Raw genomic sequence first — 22106 nt, 5'->3', positions numbered from 1 at the left:
TTTATAAAAAAAGTGACCCCAAGAAACTAGGCTCACTTGTACTTCTAGTATTCTTTGGCAACCCGGCTACCATAGCATAATTGTGCTTTAGGCCCGCAGCTTTGCGCCCTTATCTTTCGATAAGTTTGCCTTTATCAAGTTAAATTTTAAAACTGCTGTGTTTGAAACGATATAAATACTACTAATATGGAACTTTTTTATTAATTAGCGGTGGTAGCATATAACCATTCTTTGCGAAAGGTCATTTAAATATTTTAGAGTTTTGTATCGTGTTCATTAATTTTTCTAATAGTCCAATGTTATTTGACTTTACTTCATGTAAATCATGTGTATAGATTTTATAATTATTTTTTCCTGTACTTTTTGCGAAATACATTGCTTTGTCAGCGTGATCAATCAATGTTTCTTTATCTTCTCCATCATCTGGATACATGCTGATCCCAATACTTACAGAAATATTCACTTCGTTTTCATCGATTGTATAGGGAAGTGCTACGCTATTGAATAAACGGCTTGAAATGACTTCTATTTGATCCTTCGTTGTTTCTTCAAAAACAACGATAAATTCATCTCCACCAATTCGAGCAATAAGATCTTCTTCTCTAATACAATCATTTATACGATTTACTACTGCCTTAAGCAATTTATCCCCAACTTCGTGTCCCATCGTATCATTGACAATTTTAAAATCATCAAGGTCAATAAACATAAGTGAAAAATTATGTTTACTACGCTTCGCACGAGCTAACGCCTTCCTAATGTAACTATATAAATATTTTCGATTTGGCAAATCGGTTAGCTCATCATAATATGCCATTTGTTTTAGTTTATTTTCTAATTCTTTTCGATCTGTAATATCCATGAATTGACCATTAATTTTTGTCAGAATCCCATCCTTGTTTAAGGTTGGTGAAGATATTTTAATTAACCACCTTTGTCCTAATTCAGGATGAAGAATGCGATACTCGACTCTCACCGTTTCTCCTGTCAGCAATTGTTTTTCGGCCTCTTCAACTTTCGTAACATCCTCCTCATGAACCATTTCCTTCCATAATTCATGATGATCTTTAAATGCATCTTGTGAATATCCGTATACTTCGTTAATACCTGCAGAATAATAGATATCTTGATTTGAAAGATCAAAACTATAGATTGCCCCATCAAGGGAATTAAATAGATTTTCGTACTCCTCTTTTTTATTGCTAACTACCATTAGCCGATCTTTTATCTGTTCTTTTTCATGTAACAATTGATTATAACTTTCATATTTTTGTTCATATTTACCGCCTAGTCTCCACACACTGTAGCTAATAAATAATATCCCCGATAAACGCAACCACATTTCTACGCTAAAACCACTTTTGGTATGTTGATAAATATCTATAGCCGCTATTACTAAAATAACAACAAGGACTAACCATCTTTTTTTGTGAACGTTAACCTCATTCTTCATTCTATAGTCTCCTCATAAACCTATTGAGCTAACTGATAAACGATCAGTCATTATTACAAACACTTAATCGTTTTCCTGTCGGATATATTCTTTTAGCCCATTTATCATATCTTCACTCTCACCAATGTCCGTAGACAAATCGATGCCGTAATAATATTCATTCATATTCGCTACCTTTTGCCAAACTACTCTTCCCCGTACAACCCAATCTGAAAGCATAGTAAAATACACTTCGACATCTATTTCATTACGTGTTACCTGTAAATCTAACATTGACATTAATTTCAACCCAGATGGACTAATATCTTGTATTTTCCCTTGACCTTGATTACTTTCGATCTCCTCTCCATTAATTTTTATAATGTTGAATGTACATGTTAATGGAGGTTGAAATTCATATCGAAATGTTTCTTCCCGTTTATATAACATATCCCATCACCTCTTAAAGATTGTTAATTATAGTCACCAAACTGATTTAATATATTAAGATAAATAACGGATGATTAACAAACCAATAGTATATTTATTGTAAGTAGATTTCGGTTTCTATAGGTTCAATATATTGAAATATCACCTCTTCCCCTACTTTATATTTTAGAACTATTTTTTGATCACTAAGTCGCTCTAGCTCTTGTAATCGACTATTGTTTCTGGAGCTACATACAACACTTTTACTTTTTATCAATGCAAGTGTTACTTGTGTTACTTTCAAAATAGCCTCTGAGTCCCTCGACGTTGCTGTATTACCATATCTCAATGTAATTTTATACAGCCCCCTATAATTATATTGATTGATCTTATCAATGCTATTTTATTATCCACATAAATGGCGTTTTCGTAATCAGCGAGTATTCCTATTTTTATTCCTTATTAATTATCATTAATCTTATAGTTACATAAGGTGCAACAAAGGATAAGATACCATTAGGAAATGCATACTATTCCAAAACCTGTTTTAAAATAGAGAAGGAATCTTTTCCTATTTATCTTTCGGTAAAAATAGACGGTAGGGTATTCTGTTATTGAAATTAAAAACGGCCATTCCTTGAGCAATGCTCAAAGAACAGCCGTCATATATCACTTTTATTTGGTGTATATCCTAATTGATACACTTTAGCAATTGCTTGTGAACGATCGTTTACATCAAGCTTTTGGAAGATTCGAGTAATGTGATTCTTTACTGTATGTTCACTGATAAATAGTCTCTTTGCAATTTCACGATTATTATATCCTCTTAGCACAACATTCAAAACGTCAATTTCCCTTGTTGATAATTGAAGCTTCTCCTTAAGAATAAGATTATCATTTTCATTGTTCAACCTTTTATTAACAATAGGAGAATCGCTACGTTCTAATGTAATGTTAGTTTCAGTTATAGATCTTTGGTTTATAAAAGATATAAAATTTGATCGAATATCTTTATCAATATCTAACCAATTTTCCACAACCTCGATCGTTTCACCTTCAGCTAGGAACTTATAAACAAGCCCCAATATTTGGCTATCTCTTCTCCTAATAGGTTCATGATTCAAAACCTTTTTACAACCCTCTACTATCTTAAGCAAATCATTATTTTGAATATATTTCTCCAAAAAATTCAGATCATAAATAGCTAATCCACTAACTTTATTAAGGTCCTTAAAACCATTCTCACCAAGGTAAATCGTGAAATCCTCAACCATCTTTTTCAATTTAATCGAAAAATCATATGATTTCTGATCATGTTGACTAATAACGTCCTGTAACAGTGATAAGGATTGATCTTCTTTGCTGATTTCTTGAAAATCTTGACATAGATGAATGGCAATACCACCGGCGACAGCTAAACTTGATAAAAAAGCGTTAAACTCATCCTTATTATGAGGGTTTAGACCAATACTTAATACCCCATATAGCACTCCGTTATAACAGAGCGGTAGTTCTAGTACTCTAACTCCCCAATTCGTTGTTTTAATTTGGGGATGTTCAATATCAAAATCACCAACAGAGTATGATGAAATTCTCTGAGCCACATCATGACCATAGTCATTTATTTCCGCTGCGGTTAACCCTCGCGAAACAACATCCATTTTGGATGGATTCGACAATGATTTGTAAACAATGCACGAAAATGGGCCTCTTATAATGTTAGTACTAATATCCACTAAGATGTAAAGAATTCTTTTTATATCTTTCACTGTAGTAATTACACGAAAAATTTCATTAAAAGTCGCGAGCTCCATAAGGTGATTTTGAAGGTTTTCTTTAATATGTTGATATGAAACTAAAACACTTAACAGCGAAGAATTTAGTTTCATTTGTTCTAGGACTGCTTTATCGTTTATTTCTTTTTTCGTGCTACCACCAAATAAAATCCCAATAACTATTTGCTCTTCATAGACTGGGACGCTAAAAATACTAATGGGATGTAACCCGTACTTTTCAAACCCATTACTCCGAGGATCATTTCGAACATCTTTCCAAAACTTGTACTGCTGAACAGCGGCTGTATGTCCTAAAAACCCTTCCCCCATCGAAAAAGAGTGGCCTTTGAACGATTCCGCATTTTCACCGTGAAAAGCATCAACCGTAAATTGATCATTTTCACTTTTTAATGCTAGTCCCACAAAGTCTACTTCAGAATATAGTTCAATCATTTTATCGATTGTAGAATTTAATGTCACGACCTTCTCTACCCTAATAGATTCAAGCGTTTCACTAAGGAAAGACGTTTGACTCCTATGCTCTTGTTCATTAAAGCAGGCTAAAGACGCTTCAATGATCTCTGCTGCTTTCTCCACCTTCTTAAGCCTTTCAGCAATTACTTCCCTAGACAGTTCCGGTAGAGTTTCCACTTCTTCTACAAGCCCATTAATTTCCTGAAAGTTTTTCAATATAAACTTACTGACAAATGATCGGGTGCCTTTCTCTAATAAATCTCCTGCCAAAAGATAATGAGTGATCTGCCCTTGAACCTTTATCGGTGAAACAATATATTTTAATCCTAAAGGGGTATCGATTAGTATTGTTTTTGGGATCCCCCTAAGTGAATCTATACTTTCTTGAACATATTTTTCAATCCCACAATGTTGATGAATTAAACTAGATAATGTATTTTGAGTAGATATATCTGTCAAAAAATTCCCTTCACTGTCTACTATGCACATCGTTAATTTCGTCAATGACGCGTACGTATCTTGTACATCTTGAATAAAATCTATTGATTTGTTCATAGTTGCTCCTGCTGCATATCAATGGTTTCAACTGGTTTAATATAATGATAAATCGCACTTTCTCCGGTCCCAACTACCTCTAAAACTGAAGTTTCAACCATTTGATTTAGTATTTCAAATAGATCCTCAGGGTCTCTCCCTATTCGAAGAGCTAGGCCATCAACCGTCTCATATGCATAAGGATTCCCTTGAAAAAATAATGTACATTCAATTAATAATGGATTTAGTTTTAATTGATCCATCTTCTTTTCTCCCCTTTACACTAACCTGATAAATGGCTTTGACGGAATGTTTTCGACTAGCATAGGCTGTGACATATTTCCTTGAGGAGATTTTTTCAACTGAAAATATTGATAATTCCCATCAACCCACGTTTGGAAGACTCCATTTGATGTTCTCTCAAGGAAACTTGAAGTTTCTTTCCCAATCTCAGTGAAGTTACTTAATGCAATCATACTCATTTCCCATGAATTGATTAAAGCAGTTATTTCCGTGTAATAACTATTAATAAAGTCTTTCCCCTGCAGGGAAACAATCGTATTTAAATCATAAAAGATAAACCACCGCTGTCCATTATCAATCGTGTCTAATACTAGATTATCTAACCTTTCACGAAATACTTTTTTATACTCTTCGTTACTTAGGTTCTCTACTCTAATAATGGCAGGTTGAATTCCTTCCGGTATATAACGATCATAGTGCTCAATAAAATATATCTCCTCATTAGTAACTAGCTGCTTTAATTCGATACCGTATAACTGGAAAATATGATCCAATTCCATATATGTCATCGAACTACCCATCAGCATAATCACTTTTTCACCAGCTAGGATTCGACTAATAATGATCGAAGTTGTAATATATTTATAATTTGCTTTACTATTCGTATCTAAAACAAATGTTGTTCCTCTTGGAATACCACCAGCTAACATATTGTCTAATCCTGGTATTCCTGTTGGGATATTGTTCTGGTTCTCTGTTACCGCTAAATCCTCAAACATGGATAGCGCCGGAACGAGGTACATTCCCGAATCTGTAATCCGATAAATATGTTCTCCCTCCTGAATTCTGCACCCTCTCATTTTTAAAACTTCTAACGTTCGCTTCCGGTAAATCGTATTTTGCTCCTCCAGAGCTAGTTTAATCACCCCATCTACTACATAACTTGAAAATGGAATTTCGCTGTCATTGCGGTTCATTTGTTCGTTAATTAATAATGATGTGATCTCATACTTACGAAAAATATTCCTTAACGTATAAACACTCTGTCTTTTCTTTAGTTGGTCATCGATCCCATAATGAAGCAGATTCAAACTATCGACCACAATTCGCTTACAATCGATTTCTTTTATTATTTGCTCTAGAATACCATTAGGTTTCTTCATTTGTTGGAGTAAAACCTCCGGAGACATACAAATAACACGTAATTTATTTTCCTTCTCCAACTTCTTGATATCCCAACCAAACGCTTGCATTTCCTTATATATCTGATCAGGCATCTCTTCGAATGTAATATAGATACCTGACTCATTCCTATTTACAGCGCCATGGTATAGAAATTGCATACCTAGGATCGTCTTTCCAGTCCCTGGTGCCCCTTCTAATAGAATAGAAGAATCAACAGGAAACCCACCATTTAATATATAATCGAGTCCTTCGGTACCAGTTTCTATATATGTATTCATAATAATACCTCCAACATCATGATTGACTTACATGATTGTACCATAACAAGCCAAAATATTCCTAAACTTTGCGTGCGCTCTTTGGCTTTTAATCAATATATTCCATATAAGATAAGAGACTAACCTAAGGTGTATTTCATTTATTTTAAAATCCTGGATAAATATGAATTTATACCCATTATCATCTTGTATTAGAATAGATTACGAACTCCTTTGGTAGTAACCTATGTCTAGTAAAACACAAACAAAAAAAGTATACTATATGCAATAAATGGTTCATAAATCCATATATACGTAAGAAACAGCCTTACTCACTAAGTAAGACTGTTTAAATACCCCAATAAACTTTAGTTATTCAATCTTCCCTTCATTCACTAACGTATTCCACGTTTGTCCATAATCATTTGTTTGTAATACCATATCTTTTGCGGCGGTTGTAACGTAAACATTACTCGGATCCTCTGGATTTGGAGTAGCAATGTAGTTTACAAAGTCATCGGTATACAACAAATCATATGAAATCAACTCTTCACCATTTAAATGCATAAGCCCCTGTCCAGCTAATGTATGATAAAAAATCACATCCTCATCACCTAATACATGTAAAGCACTCACAGGGCCGTCCACTTTTACTTCCCAGTCTAACCCTCCATTTTCCGAAACCATTAGACCTTCTGCAGTTGCTGCATAGAGAATGTCATCATTTTCAGGTGAATAAGCTAAGTCAAATAAGTCATGGTGATCGATAGGTAATCCTGTTACAGGCAACTCTTCCCATGTCGCCCCTTGGTCAGTTGTTAAATAAAGAGCAGTTGAAAAGTTATCTGTGTAATCTGTAGCGAAGCCAATGATTTTTTCAGCATTAGCGTTATTGGCCGTTAAAGCATGAAAATCAACTTCACCTAACAAGCTTCTAACTTCCCATGTTTGTCCATAATCTTCACTCCAAAGAAAACCTAGTGGATCAGGCAATTCGCTCCCAGGCCCTGGATGGCCGCTTGTCATTAATTTGTCAGAGTCAGCAACGCGTGAAAAGCCCATGTAATCATCTAGCGTCCCCCCTACTAGAAACGCTTCACCTTCATCTGTCAACGTAATTAATCCATAGTGTGTGGCAACGAGTATATCATTTTCATTCGCTGGATGAATTTCTAAACCATGAATATGCGATACTTCATCAACTCTTTCACCAAATTCAATAGTTGGACGTTCTTCTTCATTTTTATTTTCTTCTTCATTATAGCTTCCTACCTCTTCTTGCACAGGAACATCTTCAGGTTGCTCTGACGGCTGGTCTTCAGCCCCACACCCAGCCAGTATTGCCCCAGTTACTAATACACTTGCTAATAATGGTAACCTCATGTTGAATTTCATAATTAAATCTCCTTATCATTTAAATTACATTTGTATTGTATAACTTTAATATGTATAAAGTATGAAGGTGGTTTAAATAAAGTCCAGGACTATCTAGTAACGTTATAAAAAAGCGAAAAAAAGCTTCCCAAAAGTTCGCTGAACTAATGCTACTTCAAGGAGGGTCACTTCTCCGCAATACTTCGGTTTATCTCGACGAATAATCTGTGGAGCTAAGCTGAAAGCGGAAGAGACAGCTTCCTCGAAAACCGCCCTGCGGGATCTTCTGCTAATGCTATTCCCACAGACGTCTCGCACCTTTCGTGGAAATCAACGATACCTTTGAACACTCTCCGATAATTTAAGACAACTATTTTCGAGCAACCGGAATTTTAGCTATTATTTACGCAAAATCTTCTCCATCGCTTTTCCTTTCGCTAACTCATCTATCATCTTATCCAAATAGCGAATTTCCTGCATGGTTGGTTCTTCAATGTCTTCCACTCGGACACCGCAGACCACACCTTTAATCAAATCCCGTGAAGGATTTAGTTGGGGAGCTTCCGCAAAGAAGGTCTCAAAGTCTGTTTGTTTTTCCAGTTGCGCTTCTAACTCTTCCTGGCTATACCCCGTCAACCAACGGATGATTTCATCGACTTCTGCTTTCACACGTCCTTTTTTCTCCGCCTTCGTAACATAATAGGGGTAGACACTTGCAACACTCATTGTATAGATCTTGTGTTTAGCCATGATACATACATCCTTCCTTTCTGTATGCTCAATTATGAAGTTTTTTGAGGTTTCCTGCCATACAGTGTATAAGCGATTGTCTTGTTGAACAATCGCATCCGTTTTTTTAATAAGACAATCGTATTAAATTAGTTGGTTTTGTTTATACTTATCGAACCCACTTTTTGTAAGTCGTTTCAATTCACTAAATAAGTCATCATCAACTTCTTTAAAATTAAAGCAAGATTTTCCTTGCATCCGTTTCTTTAAACTATCCGAAATATCATTCAACAGCTGGGGAAAAATATAGATAGGCATCAGATGAAAACTTACATAATTTTTCTTAATTTGGACTGCCCCAAAGAAAATGGGCTTTTTATTTCGTGGGTTCATTTGCTTTGAATCTAAATAGTAATTATCTAAGGTGTCGGATTTAACATCCAAAAAAGCCTCATATTCTTTAATAATACCTTTTAATTTATCAAATATTTTTTGAAACTCCAACATTAACACCCTTTCATGGATTAGGATTCTAAAATTACATAAATGTATTCAATAACCCCAAAGACTTTTACCCACCGTGGTGTACTTGGTGGTCCTGCGTGTTTAGTCATGAATATCCTGCTACAAACTCCCAATTTGTGACTATTAAGATTGATAGTTCTTTTAAAGCACAATCACTAGTTTTTTCAATTCATATGATAATCCTATACGAAAGGAGATGATAAAGTAAATGGGAACTAGGCCGATCAAAGACCCATGTTTCTTGGATATTAGGATGAAGCTTTTGGAATTAGAGGGTCAGTTTATTTCGGTAACGGTAACGGGATGTTGTGATGTTCTTCAAGGACGTATTTTTCGAGTCGATGAAGGAAGTCTGATTCTTGTTGGACTGTTTGGAACAAGAATCATTCCATTATGTACAATTAGTTCTATCGATTTTGGTCCTTTTGCTTATGTTGTAAATTCTGTTGAGGATACGGTTTCCGTTATTAATACAGCCACCAATACTGTCTTCGATTTAATCCCAGTCGGTAGTGTACCTCTAAGTATTGCAATTACACCAAATGCAAGTCAGGCATATACTACAAATTTCTTCGATAATACAGTTACTGCCATTAATACAGTAACAAACACAGTCATTGGCGAGCCAATACCCGTTGGTAATTTACCTAGAGGTATTGCGATTACTCCTGATGGTACACGAGCCTATGTTACAAATTCCGGTGATGCTACTGTCTCAGTTATTAATACAGCTACAAACTCCGTCGATGACCTTCCAATTCAAGTCGGAAATATACCTGATGCAATTGAGATTACTCCAGACGGTACACGAGCTTATGTCACAAATTCTGGAGATGCTACTGTTTCCGTCATAAATACAACTACTAACTCCGTCGATGCCCCTCCAATTCCAGTTGGCAATAACCCTAGTGGTATTGCCATTACACCAGACGGCACCAAGGCTTATGTCACAAATGCCTTTGATGATACTGTATCTGTCATAAATACAGAAACTGACACTGTCGATATCTCCCCAATACCAGTAGGGCGCACACCTTTTGGTATTGCAATTACTCCCGAAGGAAGTAGAGCATATGTGGTGAATTTCCTTGATAGTACTATCTCAGTTATTAATACAGCTTCTGATACTGTAATTGGGTTCCCAATATTGGTTGGAGCTCAACCTATTAGAGTTGCCATTACACCAGATGGAAGCCGAGCTTATGTAACCAATTTTACAGATGATACAGTCTCTATCATTAATACAGCTACCAATACCGTCATTGGCTCTCCAGTTGCGGTGGGGGATGGACCAGATGGTATTGCAATTACAACTATTATAATTTAATGAATGGAGGGATTGTTCAAGTGAGTGAAGAAAAAATTATAAAGTTGATTCAAAAAGAACTAAAGAAGAACCCAGAAGTAAAAAATATTGATATCTTTAAAAAGTATAAAGTTCCTATTGTTGTCATCGAGTTATTTAGAAGAAAAATAGAGAAAAATAAATAGTATATCGTATGTAGCAACTATAAATTATTATAAAAATATAGTTTAAACCACACTAGTTTCAAATTGCTTGGAGTAGATTGTAGATCATTAGTTCATTATTATTAATCAACTCGTGACCTTTTCAACTCTCAGAATTTCCATTACCATACATTACAGCTGTATCAAGATCTTGAATGCCATTATAAAGACTAACTCTAATTGCTTAAACTTATCTGATTTACCCTTCAATTCCAATATTTCTAGCCCAAATCATCTACCATGTTTTCCATTATAATTATAAACTCGTTTTACTTCACTTGGAGAATAGGGATCAAGAATCAGACTACGGCCAGTATCCATTTCTGAAATTAGATGAATATCTTCTTAAGTTAATTTAAAAGGCATAAGAGCAGATTATACGTCCAATTTTCATTCCTGGCTGAAAAAGCAGGCAGAAAAAAAGTCATTTTATTTTTAGAATAATTACTATGAGGATAAACAGAACGGATACGCTCAGGATACCCATTATCCCGTGAGTCCTAGTACATTGATGAGCAGTCGAATCAAAACTCTAAGCTGTCTCACTTACCAGCCCAAGTCTCTACCCTCCACCTGGAAAGAACTGTGATGATGAGTGGAAGATCAATAAACCCGCATATATCCTGAAAGGAATAAGCGGGTTTTAGCGTTCTTTTAATTCAATCCGATACCTCCATCGACTCCTGGACAGCCTGACTAATTTCAGTGTGAGGATAGTTGATTCGTTCGGCGAATTCTACCCAATCCAGATTTGCCATCATAAGCAGGTAACGTTTGCCGCTGGCCGGGTCGCTGATGATAATGTGGTCACGGCCAGCCGTTTCCACGCGCCCCTGGTAAACCATTGCATTCCATTTGTTGTTCCCCTGGTAAGTAAAGTAGAAGGTACCAACCTTACCTTTGTTGAAGCGAAGGATATTTTCGATAAATGACTCCTCCATCACGCCTCCCTGAAACTGCTGCCCAGCCCCTATTGGAACAACTGGGGTAGAATATGCCGGTCCAGAAGGCATACCCATAGGGAATCCACCTTGTTGTTGTGCGGCCTCCCCCTGTATTCCGGAAGCGGGATAGTAACCTGGAATATGATTCATTGGATAATAACTTGAGTTTCCAAATGCCACGTGAAGAACAGCTCCTTTCTTTATTTAACGATAAAACTCTGGGCAATAGCCCGGTACACCGACATAGTAGCAATGATTTTTATGCGCAAACTCGAACTGCGTCTGTGGAGATCTTGGCATCGTCGGGGTACAAGGATCTCGGTATTGTTGCCCAGGACTGGGGTTGAAAAACCACAAACTCATTCTGGACCGGGGCTCCCTGTAGCCTTGCAGCAAATCCCTGGCCCTCTGAAGATCAGCTTCGTCGGGACGCTGTGTGTACAAAGTTCCGTTTAAGACGGGCTCAAAATGAGGGATTCCTGTACCAGGAATGGTTTGATAAATCGCATGCCTGATATTGCGTAAATTTTCGAAGTCTGGAGCACAGTCTGCCTCCACCCGATTGGCCACTACCGTCCCTACCATGCTCATTCCTTGAGCTCCTTCACCAATCGCTTCCGCCAACATGAGCCTCGCTAACGACTCTACGTCACGGGAAGTATGCTTAATCCGTCTACCCATCTTCTCACCCCCTTCAACCTATACAAATAACTTATTGCCTGAAGATGATTTTCGCAACTTGTCAATCAGCCCAAGCTGGGGGAATTCATCAACAAAAATGTTTTATCCTGTTCCTTGCCATTTGACACCTGAATTTATATAAGGAATTACTTTATTTTTAAATTTTTGTATATTACGAGTAAAACGTTTGTGGCAGGAATATTCCCCTACTCATCCAGTTATTAATTTGATTAGAGATGCTAGTCACCATGCGAAAGTGTGGTAGATTGAAAAAACACATAAAAAAAGGACCACTCTGGGTATTAATCAAAGTCGAGCAAAAACAGATTCATAGGAGTGCACCTTTATGGAAAAGAAAATGACAGAATTCCTGATTTAAAAGAGATCAAACAATTCACCTGTAAGGAATTATAGGAAACTTTTCCGATGGTTTTAACTAAAGCAGAAGCCGGAATATCACTCGAACAAATCATGGACCGATTGGAACATAAGATGACCAAATCATGAAAAAAGAGGCTTCCCAAAAGTTTTATCAACCTTTAGAAGCCTCTAAAATAAGCACTTATAGTTTGAAACATTTTGTTAGCAAAACACTTCAAAACCCTATATATATCAATGGGTTAAGGGGCAGATGTCCAGCTTCAGCGCCTACGAGCTCGGAGTCACTTTAGGCCTTTTCTGAAGCCAAAAATTAATTATAAATAAAATGAACATCCATTACCCTAAATGTTTAACCTTTCATTTTAATCTTTAGCATTTCAGATTTACCTTTTTGCGGATGGTCACTCGCTACTTTCTGAAGAGATTCAATTTTATCACTATTTGTAATCACAATGGGTGTAACCGCACTTGTTGCTTTTTCTTTGATCAAATCGAGGTCGAACGTAATTAAACACTGACCTGCCTTTACTCTATCACCTTGCTTCACAAAAGCCTTAAAGCCTTCACCATTCATACTTACAGTTTCTAGACCAATATGAACTAAGACTTCTATGCCGGACTTCCCCTGAATACCAACTGCATGCTTGGTTGGAAAAATTTGCACCACTTCTCCATCTATCGGTGAAACAACTTCACCCTCAGTAGGTTCAATTGCAAAACCATCTCCCATCATTTTTTGCGAGAATGCCGCATCCGGAACCTCTTCAATTTCAATAAACTTTCCTGTTGCAGGTGCAACAATGGTTTCTTCCAGTTCCTTTTTCTTACCAAATAAATTACCTAACAATCTTATAACCTCCCTCAATAAAGTTTAATTTTCTTTCGAATACTCACATATTCTTCAAATTTCATAAGCACCAAATAGTAAAGTCACCACGTTCACTGGATAGAAATTTATATTATTCAAATTTCTTACAGGAGGAGGTCCGTCCTAACGACCAAACTGGTATTATCTGGTAATAAGACGTATAACCGTGCTTATAAATCTCCACACAACTCACGGTCGCTAACCCTCCCATGTCTCTCCGGATTGGTAACCATACCTTCCTTCGTCCTGCGTATCCATGAGGTGGAGGTCGGATAAGCTCCTTAGCAGGGTCATAAGCCCGTATGGAAAAAATAAACTCCGACTCTGCACTATTGGTGTTTGTGGTGTTAGTAAATTTTAAGGTTATGCAGCCTGTAATGTATTTATTTGAGGTATATCTTTTAGTAGTTTTGAACCATCAAACTCACACTGTTTTTGACCAATGACAAACAAGACACGTAGTAACTTACAACACAGGGCAATTAGAGATTGTTGTTTCTTTAAAGGGCGTTCAGGACGTTTCGTGTAGTATTGATGCAGGGTTTTAAATGTTGGATTATGGGCTACGAGTGGACGAATCGCTAAATATAAGGCTCGGCGTAATCGTTTCCTTCCTCGTTTTGTAATTCTTGTTTGCCCTTTAAATTTCCCTGAACTGTGTTCACGTAATGATAGCCCTGCTAAGTTCACTAATTGTTGAGGATGAGAGTACTTTGAAATGTCTCCAACCTCCGCAAAGAACAATCCAACGGTAACTGCTCCTAAGCCTGAAATGTTCATCATTTGTGGAGCGCCTGGTAATGTTTCAACTATGGCTTCTAGTTCTCCGTCTAACTCTTCTAACTGCTTTTTATACAACTCATATTGTTCAATAAGATAGGCAAGCTCGCGCTTGGCAAACGTAAGACCTACCTTAACCCCAATACTCTTTTTGGCTGTTTCTACAAGCTTCGTTGAGCGCTTGATGCCAACGCCTCGTTTAACAACAGGTTTCCATTTTTCCAGAACCTTTTCTGGTCTCAATTCCTGTATATCTGAAGGAAAAGGAAACAGTTTTAAGGTACAGAGAGCTGCTTTTCCTTCCCAATCTCCAAATACATCGAAAAACTCTGGAAAGTAGCGTTGAATCACATTTTGAATGCGACCTTCTGTGATCATTAATTGTTCAGTAAGCTGATCTCGAATTTTTACGCATTCTCTTAGTTCCGCATAAATGCCATCTAAAAGGTTAGGTACAGAGTATCGGCCATCTTTGATTAACTGTGCGATCACTTTTGCGTCTTTCGTATCGTTTTTCGTTGGAGAATTGTCATCAAGTTCTTTACTTTTCTTGACGTGCATTGGGTTTACGACGACAAAGTCGTAACCTTTTGCCGTTAGATAATAAGCAAGACTCTTCCAATAATGTCCTGTTGGTTCTACACCAAAAATGACGTGATCTTTCTTGTGTTTCTCTTGGTGTTGCGTTGCCCATTCAACGAGGGATTCAAAGCCAAAGATTCGATTTTCAAAGACCAAACGTTTTCCAAAATCTAACCCATGATCATCTTGAGCTCGTGCGACATGTTTGTCTTTGGCAATATCAATGCCTATAATGATAGTTGATGGTGTGATTTGCGTGATTTTTTGATTTTGTGTATAATTCATTTCGAGTCCTCCTTGGTTACTAATTTAAGGGTCCATTTTTGCTTCGAAGCTTTGGACACCTCGTATAATACCAAGAGGGCTCTTTTTTGTTCAATCCTCTAATTTCTTCATTACAGGAATGCTCCTTAAAAAACTTGACTATGACTTTTTAAATTCCAATGAGATAGATTGATTGTTGTTTCACCAACAGAACCAATTTTAACTTGCTTGTATTCTTCAAAAGGGAACATTCTAGCGGTAAATACTTCTTCCCCATTATTTACAAATACTTCAATCGTTGAAGCATCTAAAAACACTTGTAATTGTTGTAGATTTTTTAATTCACATTGCCTACGTTCCATCAACCCATCTACAAAGCTTTTTCGTTCTAACGTAAATACTTTTTTCTCTTGATTAAAAATAAGACGAACTTCTCCACGAATGGATATCTCTAATCGTTCTGTACTTTGATCATCGACCTCTAGTAGAAGCTCTGCAGTTTCCTTATCCATATCAATAAATTGTTGATCGCTTTCTGTCAGAGACAAATTTAATTGATGGACAATCTCTTCGCGTAATATCTCCAACTCTTTTATAGGCGTTTGATTGACCTTGCCATCCTTTATAGATAGTTCCCGTGGAAGGGTCATGGCATGGATCCATTTGTTTGTAACTGTCAGGTGCTTATCCTCATCTTGCCCTGGAACACCCATCCAGGCAACGCACCCGTTAATAAAAAATACCCTTTTAATTATTTAATTCAGCATTCCCATTCCACTTTTCAATAATCTCTCCATTTTGGTCGTATCCCACAGCGTTTTCAATTTCTGAAAAAAACATTTCTGCATCTATTGTTAAGAAGGGGGGGAATTCTGTTATAAACGTATTATTCTTTGCACTACTTTCTTGTATTTCTCCATTTTTATAATGAATTTCAAATTTTTCAATCTCATGTTCATCTGTTGTAATAGCACCATGAATAAAGTTTCCTTTACCATCAAAATAGTTAGCCGAGACTAAAAAAGGTAGACCCGCTTCTGTTGAAAAAGTCATGCCAACACTTTGTTCATTGTTATATTTGTATTTTCCATTCTCAAATTCATAAACTCCTAAAATATGCTGGGTTTGGTCTAAATAATAAACTAATTGATTTTCTTCATCTTGGTTACTTACCTTTATAGGTGTTTTCCACTGACTTTGAACAGCTTCTTCAAGACTTGGATACCCTGTGTTACAACCAGATAGAATAACTAAAATGGTAACAAATAATAAAATTAACCTCATTATTCTCACTCTCCATATTAAAATGACTAATATCTAAAAAGATACAACTTATTGTGCTAAACTGCCCGTTAACACAATGAACAATAGAGCTGTCATCGACAACCCCTTCTTCCGCTTTTGCCTCCCGTTAGCTCAATAAAGAAATTCATCTATTGTATTAAAAATACTAATGTAAATTGACCGATAATCATTTTCTGACTTTAGAGGGTTAGGGGGAACAAATGTCCAAAATTCTTCACTTTGCTCATGTTTAAAATACCCTTGTGCAAAAGCAATGCTATCACTTTCCTCAAAATCAAGAATAGTCAACTCATCATCAATAAAAGCTTCATATGCTTGATTTAACCCAATAAAAAAAGTTGGATAGGGTAATACTTTGTACAATTCGGCATATTTAGATTTAGATGTTTCTAAAAACATTTCTTCCATAACAAATAACGCATCATAGCGTCCTTTTTCCTCAAATAAATCATCAATATTTACTTTACTGAATTGAATATTATCAAAATCATAAGAGGGTTCTGTTCCAACCACTGCTATCGTTAATGGTTCACCAGCATATTCGGCTTCCCCCTCTGAGGAACACCCTGAAACTACAAAGATAAAACTTAATAAAGTTAAAATTGCTATAATCAAATTCTTGATAATAATCACTCCTACAAAAACTTTAAAACTCTTATACCTTAAAAGCTGCGAACCGTCTTGTGATCTTCAACTCTTGCTTCCGTTAGTTTAACTACGCTTTTATTTAATTAACTTGTTTGAACGATGAATAAATTAATTTTCCGTTTTTAGAGAACCCTTTTATGTTCACAGGCATTACTAACTCTTCTTCTGATTTAATAAAGAAAAAACGAGTACCTTCTGCACTCATTATTAAAGCATTTTCAAAACTGTTTTTCTTAGTTACTACTTGTATTTTCTTTATATCAGGATTGATAATTTGCCCAAAGTAGTATGCGCCTTCTTCTGTACCTGCCCCACTCCATGTAAATTCTTCATCTTGCCTACTAGGCGGATAATATACTGAAACTAATGAACCTTCTCGTCCTATATCATCTTGAAGCTGCCAAAACCCCAACCAATTTTGCTCTAATCGCCCGACCAAAATGAATTGTTTATTTCTAAAAATAGTTAACCAATCATCGTCGATTTTCTTAACCAAATAAACTTCCTTAGTTTTTGGAGACCAATTGCCAGTAATTTTATAAACATCATCTTTAGTGGGGAGTTGTTTGTGATTATATATTAGAAATAAGCAAAAAAGGATTGTCGTTACCGTAATACCAATTAGTAATTTTCTCATCTCTACCTCCCAAATGTAATTTACTTAATCGTAACATCGTTAACCATGTATGAGTTTTCTTCTTAAACTATCCTGCTCCGTTAACACGAGAAGTAACTATTCTTAATGAATAATCCCACCCTTTACTTCAACAAGAAAAAACGATTAGTTTTTATAACTTTCTATACGATCTAGAAACTCTAATAATTCGTGAATATCATAAGTTTTTAATACCAAACCTTCATGATCGTAAACTAAAAATACTGGATACTCTTCTATATTCAACAATCTTTCTTTGCGTTTGCTAGCTTCTGATGAAGTAGAAGAAAATCGATTGAAATTATCACTACGATCATATATTTCTTCTGGAACCATCCTATCGTCCTTCTCATAAAAAGCCTCATTAATATAAACTTCAATGGCTATTTCTCCTTCTTCATATGCATAGCTTCGTTCTAAATACTCCTCATCAGTCATTGGAACCAATTGTACTTGAGTAGCTGTATATAATGGAAATAAATCTGTAATAATAGCCATACTTGTTCCTTCCTTAACCTCTACATTAGACCACTCCGATTTAAAGCTTTCTTCTGTCCAGATATTAAATTTAAAATTATGTGATTTCATCGCTTCTTTTTCTATTTCAGCACCTTCATGATCAATAAAGCGTGTACTATGATTAAACTCGATCCGATATGCCTCCCACTCATCTGGAAGGTTAAACGCGTTTCTTTCTTTTGGAGTCATGTTATCATTAACTACCCCCAGATAAGTTTCTTTTTCATACTTTTCATCCAATGATAATAAATTTGATTGTAAATCAGGCTCCCGCTGTAAATCGACCTCACTAGAACAGCCAAAAAGAAAGATAAGAAATAAAATTAGTATTAGATCTCTCAACATTATCAACTCCTTGAAACTGGCTAATTCAAACCTTTTAAAATACTTTCATCCTCAAAAAGTATTGCTCTGCTTGATGTTAACATCTATCCGTTACGATTTGGGTATTTGGAAAACCCTTCTTCAAGTATTCTGTTTCGTTAACACAAGAAGCGACTATTCCTATTGAATAATCGCACCCGTTAGTTTAGTATCTTTTTTATTTCAAACGCCCAACAAAATATCCAACTAAGCATGTGAAGTAAAGAAAGAATATACTAAAAATACCTACACTTACGGATGGGAGCACATCAAAAAAATACCTAATTGCTCCGTATATTGGTATGGTGAATAGAAAATTAGCTGGGTAGAAAACAAGTGCCAAGAACATAAAGTAACCAGCTAAATATATAAATAAGCCTATACCCCAATATTTAGTTATGAATAAGGCAAAATTAACGTAGTTTTGCTTTCCCATATATGCACTGTAAAAGAACATAATAATAACAAATAGTATTGAAGAAATTGCACCGATTAAAGTAGCTTCACTCTTCATTACATGAATATCAAAACTAATCCAACCAAAAATGGAACTAACTAATAAAATAAAAATTACGTGTTTATACATGACTCCTCCCAGTTTACTATTTATAAGAAGTAGATAAATATTTTATTTAAGCTCTTTGCTTCGTTAATACAATAAACAATAGGAGCTGCCATCGACAACTCCTTGTTCCGCTCTTGCTTCCGTTTGTTTAACAGTACTGTTATATAAAATCTACCACTCAAAATAACTACCTAAATATTTTTTTTGATGAGCAGAAATTTTGATTAAAAGAGGAGTGACCAACAACATGAATAGGACAAATACTAAGAATGGGCTCAATATTTCTGCATGTAAAACAAAAGAAATTACAATAAATAGTGTGCCTAACCCAAGAAAAGGAGTTACTAACCCTTTTTGATACGCATGTCGCTTCTCTTTATCCAGCTTTTTAGCTTTCTTGCCTAGTAAAATAGTCGATTGGTTTGCATGGCTAACCGCATAAATTATTAAGAATGCCGCTATTATAAGTTGATAAAACATGTTTCTACCTCCAAACCTACTTAATTTAGTAAACTGCTCGTTAGCTTAAGTGAAAACTTTCACAAACTCACTAAGCCCTAACCGGATTTTAACATATATAACCAATTTGTTATTTAATTTAAATGGAATGTTTATTGCGCATTATCCGTCATATATGAAAATACGATCACTTTGCAGTGATCGCCTTTTAAAAATATATTCCGTTACCAGTATCGTTGTACTATGCCTCAACAAAGTTACGATAAATATATGGTTTCCGAAAGATTTTCTGTCATATAGTAGGTATCTATTTCTTCTTTTAGTCAAAACTTAACTAGTGATAATTAAAAAAGTTTTGAAGAGGTGAGCAATATTTATCTTCTGTTTGTTTCAATTGCAATATTCGGAATAATCATTTACTTTATGCCAAAGAAAATCTCATTTTTTGAAATGTACACTACCTCCTTGTTTTCTACAGTTTTACAATTAATAACTGATGTTTATTTAGAGTTTAAATACCGTTTATATTGGTATTTCAGCCCAGGCGTTGACTTCATTACACTATGGGTAGTATTCGTAATTTTCCCCGCAGTAAATATTATGTTTTTAAACTTTTATCCACAAAACAGCAAGCCTTTAGTAAAAGTGTTTTATATTCTTGGATGGAGTACCTTTGCAGTTGCTTATGAATGGATAGCAGTTCAAACTGAACTATTTCACTATAATGGCTGGAAGTTGATTTACTCAATACCTATATACCCACTACTCTTTATTCTTATTTTGTTAAATTGGAAACTAATTAGAAAGTTAAATAGTACAGCAAATATATAACTGATTTAAGATCGCTAGGATTTTCCTAGCCTTATTATTGCACATTTTCAGTCAACTATGAGTCTTTTTATTAGGATAAACATTTATTGGGAAACGATGTGTATTTTTTATTATTTTTCTTGTTAGTGAATTACCTCCATTCACAAAGTCACCTGAAACTAAAGGCATTTGATGCACAGTATGAGTCAACTAAGAGGGACGATCACTTTGAATGAAATCATCCCTCTTAGTTAGTTATTCTATTGACAGTATCGTTGTTCTATGAAATAAATGATTTTATTTTTGTTAGTTGTTATATTTACCAGTTACTTAAGACTGAACATACATTTCCTTTGTTTAAGTGCTCATAATATATTCATTCTTTAGAAGGAAATAAAACATTGAGTTTTAAAGGGATTTATAAAATAATAGAAACATATCCCATACCAACTGAAATGACTAAGATTGTAGCAATATAAACAATAAGTAATTTCATCTTAAATATGCTGGATAAAAATATGACTTCAGGTATGCTTATTCCAGCAGCAGTAATGATAAGTGCCATAACAGCTCCAATGCCCATTCCCATATCCAATAAGATCTTAGTTATTGGAAACATCGTTTCAACACCAACATACAAAGATGTTCCTACCAAAGCATTCGCCCCCATTAGTTGAACAATACTTTTATGATTAATATTATTACTAATACAACAACAATTACTCCAGTTATTTTCCAATTCAAATTTCCAAATATATCCCATAAGTTACTCACCGATGTTCTGTTAATACCATCTCCTAAGTTTCCAGATGAACTTCTTTTAATTCCTCTTGCCTTAGTCTTTCTCTTCGTTTTTTAGGAGTTTCTTTATCTTCACTCACTTAAATCACTCCCTAAAAAATTGTAATTTATATTATTACTTTTCTATTAGATTTTCTGCTTATTTACTAACCTTGTTAGCACAGAATGCGACTGATTCTATTGAACAATCGCACCCGTTTGTTGAATATCCGTTTGGAACTATTTAATTCTTTTACCTATGATAACCCCAGTAGCCATTATAATAGCACCTAAAACAATGGAAACTATAGATACATTAGTGAAAAAAGGCTCTAAATTATTCACTTTAGAAACCCAATATACCAATTAGGCAATTATCATTAAAATTATACCTACCCATTTCATATAATCACCTCTTACAAAATCATAACAAACCTTACCTTGACATTGTTTAATTATTGAAATTTCTTCTTCAATAATCCCGCTTCGTTACTTCAACAACAGTAGGAACTGCCAGTACAACAGTTCCTCAACTAATGCTCTCGTTTGTTGAACATTTGAATTCAAGACAAAGTATCTACTTTCTCAAGAATAAACTTTCAAATCAAGCCAATTTAGATTCCGATAAGGTTGATTCCTAATATAAATTTAACTATTACGCTCAAAGGCTTCCTGATAATTGTAAACGATAAACTAGAATCAACAGTTTTCTACATATAAAAATGAACAGATTTCACCAAATAAGATTAAACAGTTCCCAATATCACCCTTACTTTTTATATATTTTAATTAGTCTATGGAAAGTGAGGAATTAGGAGTGAACCGTTTAATGATTTACAACAAGATCCACCAACTATATAAAGAAGGGTTTTCGAAGAGTGCAATAGCAAGAAAGTTAAATATTTCAAGGAATAGGGTAATAGATTATCTGAATATGACACCGGATGATTTTGAAGATTTTATAAGTTCATTAAAAACAAGAGAAAAGAAATTGGATTTGTATCATCAAGAAATTCTTTCGTGGTTAATGGAACAT

Annotated in this window: 24 protein-coding genes, 1 pseudogene and 1 riboswitch; of the genes and pseudogenes, 4 read left to right on the top strand and 21 right to left on the bottom strand. The window is 35.2% G+C overall.

Going from position 1 to position 22106, the window contains the following annotated elements; translation table 11 throughout:
• Nucleotides 1-53: 53 nt before the first annotated feature.
• Nucleotides 54-140, bottom strand: a riboswitch (cyclic di-GMP riboswitch).
• 101 nt (nucleotides 141-241) lie between these two features.
• The 8 genes from KH400_RS06710 to KH400_RS06675 all read right to left on the bottom strand — a co-directional run bounded on the left by KH400_RS06710 (nucleotide 242) and on the right by KH400_RS06675 (nucleotide 8939).
• Nucleotides 242-1453 (bottom strand): sensor domain-containing diguanylate cyclase, encoded by a 1212-nt coding sequence (locus KH400_RS06710; RefSeq protein ID WP_246589422.1) that lies wholly within the window; start codon nucleotides 1451-1453, stop codon nucleotides 242-244.
• A 63-nt stretch (nucleotides 1454-1516) separates the two neighbouring features.
• Nucleotides 1517-1882, bottom strand: a complete 366-nt coding sequence (locus KH400_RS06705) for a PilZ domain-containing protein (RefSeq protein WP_217223208.1) — start codon at nucleotides 1880-1882, stop codon at nucleotides 1517-1519.
• 641 nt (nucleotides 1883-2523) lie between these two features.
• Entirely contained in the window at nucleotides 2524-4665 is a 2142-nt protein-coding gene (locus tag KH400_RS06700) for a LuxR C-terminal-related transcriptional regulator (protein ID WP_217223206.1), read from the bottom strand.
• Complete coding sequence (locus KH400_RS06695; protein ID WP_217223204.1) at nucleotides 4662-4907, bottom strand: hypothetical protein; 246 nt, start codon at nucleotides 4905-4907, stop codon at nucleotides 4662-4664. The genes KH400_RS06700 and KH400_RS06695 overlap by 4 nt, the downstream gene beginning before the upstream one ends.
• 15 nt (nucleotides 4908-4922) lie before the next feature.
• The gene (locus KH400_RS06690; protein ID WP_217223202.1) at nucleotides 4923-6350 is read right to left on the bottom strand and encodes an ATPase domain-containing protein; all 1428 of its coding nucleotides are present in this window, start codon (nucleotides 6348-6350) and stop codon (nucleotides 4923-4925) included.
• 351 nt (nucleotides 6351-6701) lie between these two features.
• On the bottom strand, nucleotides 6702-7724 hold the full coding sequence (locus KH400_RS06685; RefSeq protein WP_217223200.1) for a F510_1955 family glycosylhydrolase: 1023 nt from the start codon (nucleotides 7722-7724) through the stop codon (nucleotides 6702-6704).
• A 378-nt stretch (nucleotides 7725-8102) separates the two neighbouring features.
• Nucleotides 8103-8453, bottom strand: a complete 351-nt coding sequence (locus KH400_RS06680) for a DUF2200 domain-containing protein (protein WP_217223198.1) — start codon at nucleotides 8451-8453, stop codon at nucleotides 8103-8105.
• 123 nt (nucleotides 8454-8576) lie between these two features.
• Nucleotides 8577-8939: a DUF1801 domain-containing protein gene (locus KH400_RS06675; RefSeq protein WP_217223197.1), complete on the bottom strand. Its 363-nt coding sequence runs from the start codon at nucleotides 8937-8939 to the stop codon at nucleotides 8577-8579.
• Nucleotides 8940-9219: 280 nt separating this feature from the next.
• On the opposite strand from KH400_RS06675, the gene KH400_RS06670 reads away from it, so the two are divergent.
• Both KH400_RS06670 and KH400_RS06665 read left to right on the top strand, forming a co-directional pair.
• Nucleotides 9220-10284 (top strand): beta-propeller fold lactonase family protein, encoded by a 1065-nt coding sequence (locus KH400_RS06670; RefSeq protein WP_246589421.1) that lies wholly within the window; start codon nucleotides 9220-9222, stop codon nucleotides 10282-10284.
• 20 nt (nucleotides 10285-10304) lie between these two features.
• The gene (locus KH400_RS06665; RefSeq protein ID WP_217223195.1) at nucleotides 10305-10448 is read left to right on the top strand and encodes a hypothetical protein; all 144 of its coding nucleotides are present in this window, start codon (nucleotides 10305-10307) and stop codon (nucleotides 10446-10448) included.
• Between the two features lie 677 nt (nucleotides 10449-11125).
• Here KH400_RS06665 and gerQ read toward each other — a convergent pair.
• The 11 genes from gerQ to KH400_RS06610 form a co-directional block, all read right to left on the bottom strand.
• Nucleotides 11126-11590, bottom strand: a complete 465-nt coding sequence (gene gerQ, locus KH400_RS06660; RefSeq protein WP_312889067.1) for a spore coat protein GerQ — start codon at nucleotides 11588-11590, stop codon at nucleotides 11126-11128.
• Nucleotides 11591-11614: 24 nt separating this feature from the next.
• A complete protein-coding gene (locus tag KH400_RS06655) occupies nucleotides 11615-12091 on the bottom strand; it encodes a cell wall hydrolase (protein WP_217223193.1) in 477 nt (158 codons plus the stop codon).
• 730 nt (nucleotides 12092-12821) lie between these two features.
• Nucleotides 12822-13319 carry a PTS sugar transporter subunit IIA gene (locus KH400_RS06650; RefSeq protein ID WP_217223191.1) on the bottom strand — a complete coding sequence of 166 codons (498 nt, stop codon included), beginning with the start codon at nucleotides 13317-13319 and terminating at the stop codon, nucleotides 12822-12824.
• Nucleotides 13320-13703: 384 nt separating this feature from the next.
• Nucleotides 13704-14987 (bottom strand): IS110 family RNA-guided transposase, encoded by a 1284-nt coding sequence (locus tag KH400_RS06645; RefSeq protein WP_217223190.1) that lies wholly within the window; start codon nucleotides 14985-14987, stop codon nucleotides 13704-13706.
• A gap of 125 nt (nucleotides 14988-15112) precedes the next feature.
• Entirely contained in the window at nucleotides 15113-15679 is a 567-nt protein-coding gene (locus KH400_RS06640) for a GH32 C-terminal domain-containing protein (RefSeq protein WP_217223620.1), read from the bottom strand.
• A 34-nt stretch (nucleotides 15680-15713) separates the two neighbouring features.
• Entirely contained in the window at nucleotides 15714-16250 is a 537-nt protein-coding gene (locus tag KH400_RS06635; protein WP_246589420.1) for a hypothetical protein, read from the bottom strand.
• Nucleotides 16251-16382: 132 nt separating this feature from the next.
• Nucleotides 16383-16904 carry a hypothetical protein gene (locus tag KH400_RS06630; RefSeq protein WP_217223188.1) on the bottom strand — a complete coding sequence of 174 codons (522 nt, stop codon included), beginning with the start codon at nucleotides 16902-16904 and terminating at the stop codon, nucleotides 16383-16385.
• A gap of 94 nt (nucleotides 16905-16998) precedes the next feature.
• Nucleotides 16999-17556, bottom strand: a complete 558-nt coding sequence (locus KH400_RS06625) for a hypothetical protein (protein WP_217223186.1) — start codon at nucleotides 17554-17556, stop codon at nucleotides 16999-17001.
• 144 nt (nucleotides 17557-17700) lie between these two features.
• Nucleotides 17701-18438, bottom strand: a complete 738-nt coding sequence (locus KH400_RS06620; protein ID WP_217223184.1) for a hypothetical protein — start codon at nucleotides 18436-18438, stop codon at nucleotides 17701-17703.
• A gap of 196 nt (nucleotides 18439-18634) precedes the next feature.
• The gene (locus tag KH400_RS06615; RefSeq protein WP_217223182.1) at nucleotides 18635-19042 is read right to left on the bottom strand and encodes a hypothetical protein; all 408 of its coding nucleotides are present in this window, start codon (nucleotides 19040-19042) and stop codon (nucleotides 18635-18637) included.
• A 150-nt stretch (nucleotides 19043-19192) separates the two neighbouring features.
• Entirely contained in the window at nucleotides 19193-19501 is a 309-nt protein-coding gene (locus KH400_RS06610; RefSeq protein ID WP_217223179.1) for a hypothetical protein, read from the bottom strand.
• Between the two features lie 402 nt (nucleotides 19502-19903).
• On the opposite strand from KH400_RS06610, the gene KH400_RS27405 reads away from it, so the two are divergent.
• Nucleotides 19904-20311 (top strand): CBO0543 family protein, encoded by a 408-nt coding sequence (locus tag KH400_RS27405; RefSeq protein WP_369009376.1) that lies wholly within the window; start codon nucleotides 19904-19906, stop codon nucleotides 20309-20311.
• 397 nt (nucleotides 20312-20708) lie between these two features.
• Here the strand turns inward: KH400_RS27405 and KH400_RS24035 are convergent, their stop codons facing one another.
• A complete protein-coding gene (locus KH400_RS24035) occupies nucleotides 20709-20960 on the bottom strand; it encodes a permease (protein WP_281418657.1) in 252 nt (83 codons plus the stop codon).
• Nucleotides 20960-21115, bottom strand: a complete 156-nt coding sequence (locus tag KH400_RS24030; protein ID WP_312889083.1) for a DUF6366 family protein — start codon at nucleotides 21113-21115, stop codon at nucleotides 20960-20962. Before KH400_RS24030 ends, KH400_RS24035 begins: the two co-directional genes overlap by 1 nt.
• 784 nt (nucleotides 21116-21899) lie before the next feature.
• Between KH400_RS24030 and KH400_RS06600 the strand changes: the two are divergent.
• Nucleotides 21900-22106: pseudogene (locus tag KH400_RS06600) on the top strand (IS21 family transposase); the annotation flags it as partial.

Source organism: Desertibacillus haloalkaliphilus (genome assembly GCF_019039105.1).
GTDB lineage: Bacteria > Bacillota > Bacilli > Bacillales > KJ1-10-99 > Desertibacillus > Desertibacillus haloalkaliphilus.
This window is presented reverse-complemented; position numbering and strand designations above follow the sequence as displayed.

Coding starts and splice junctions, on each gene's coding strand:
- KH400_RS06710 (WP_246589422.1), bottom strand. CDS start 1,453: ATGAAGAATGAGGTTAACGTTCACAAAAAAAGATGGTTAGTCCTTGTT.
- KH400_RS06705 (WP_217223208.1), bottom strand. CDS start 1,882: ATGTTATATAAACGGGAAGAAACATTTCGATATGAATTTCAACCTCCA.
- KH400_RS06700 (WP_217223206.1), bottom strand. CDS start 4,665: ATGAACAAATCAATAGATTTTATTCAAGATGTACAAGATACGTACGCG.
- KH400_RS06695 (WP_217223204.1), bottom strand. CDS start 4,907: ATGGATCAATTAAAACTAAATCCATTATTAATTGAATGTACATTATTT.
- KH400_RS06690 (WP_217223202.1), bottom strand. CDS start 6,350: ATGAATACATATATAGAAACTGGTACCGAAGGACTCGATTATATATTA.
- KH400_RS06685 (WP_217223200.1), bottom strand. CDS start 7,724: ATGAAATTCAACATGAGGTTACCATTATTAGCAAGTGTATTAGTAACT.
- KH400_RS06680 (WP_217223198.1), bottom strand. CDS start 8,453: ATGGCTAAACACAAGATCTATACAATGAGTGTTGCAAGTGTCTACCCC.
- KH400_RS06675 (WP_217223197.1), bottom strand. CDS start 8,939: ATGTTGGAGTTTCAAAAAATATTTGATAAATTAAAAGGTATTATTAAA.
- KH400_RS06655 (WP_217223193.1), bottom strand. CDS start 12,091: ATGGGTAGACGGATTAAGCATACTTCCCGTGACGTAGAGTCGTTAGCG.
- KH400_RS06645 (WP_217223190.1), bottom strand. CDS start 14,987: ATGAATTATACACAAAATCAAAAAATCACGCAAATCACACCATCAACT.
- KH400_RS06640 (WP_217223620.1), bottom strand. CDS start 15,679: ATGGGTGTTCCAGGGCAAGATGAGGATAAGCACCTGACAGTTACAAAC.
- KH400_RS06635 (WP_246589420.1), bottom strand. CDS start 16,250: ATGAGGTTAATTTTATTATTTGTTACCATTTTAGTTATTCTATCTGGT.
- KH400_RS06625 (WP_217223186.1), bottom strand. CDS start 17,556: ATGAGAAAATTACTAATTGGTATTACGGTAACGACAATCCTTTTTTGC.
- KH400_RS06620 (WP_217223184.1), bottom strand. CDS start 18,438: ATGTTGAGAGATCTAATACTAATTTTATTTCTTATCTTTCTTTTTGGC.
- KH400_RS06615 (WP_217223182.1), bottom strand. CDS start 19,042: ATGTATAAACACGTAATTTTTATTTTATTAGTTAGTTCCATTTTTGGT.
- KH400_RS06610 (WP_217223179.1), bottom strand. CDS start 19,501: ATGTTTTATCAACTTATAATAGCGGCATTCTTAATAATTTATGCGGTT.
- KH400_RS27405 (WP_369009376.1), top strand. CDS start 19,904: ATGCCAAAGAAAATCTCATTTTTTGAAATGTACACTACCTCCTTGTTT.
- KH400_RS24035 (WP_281418657.1), bottom strand. CDS start 20,960: ATGGGGGCGAATGCTTTGGTAGGAACATCTTTGTATGTTGGTGTTGAA.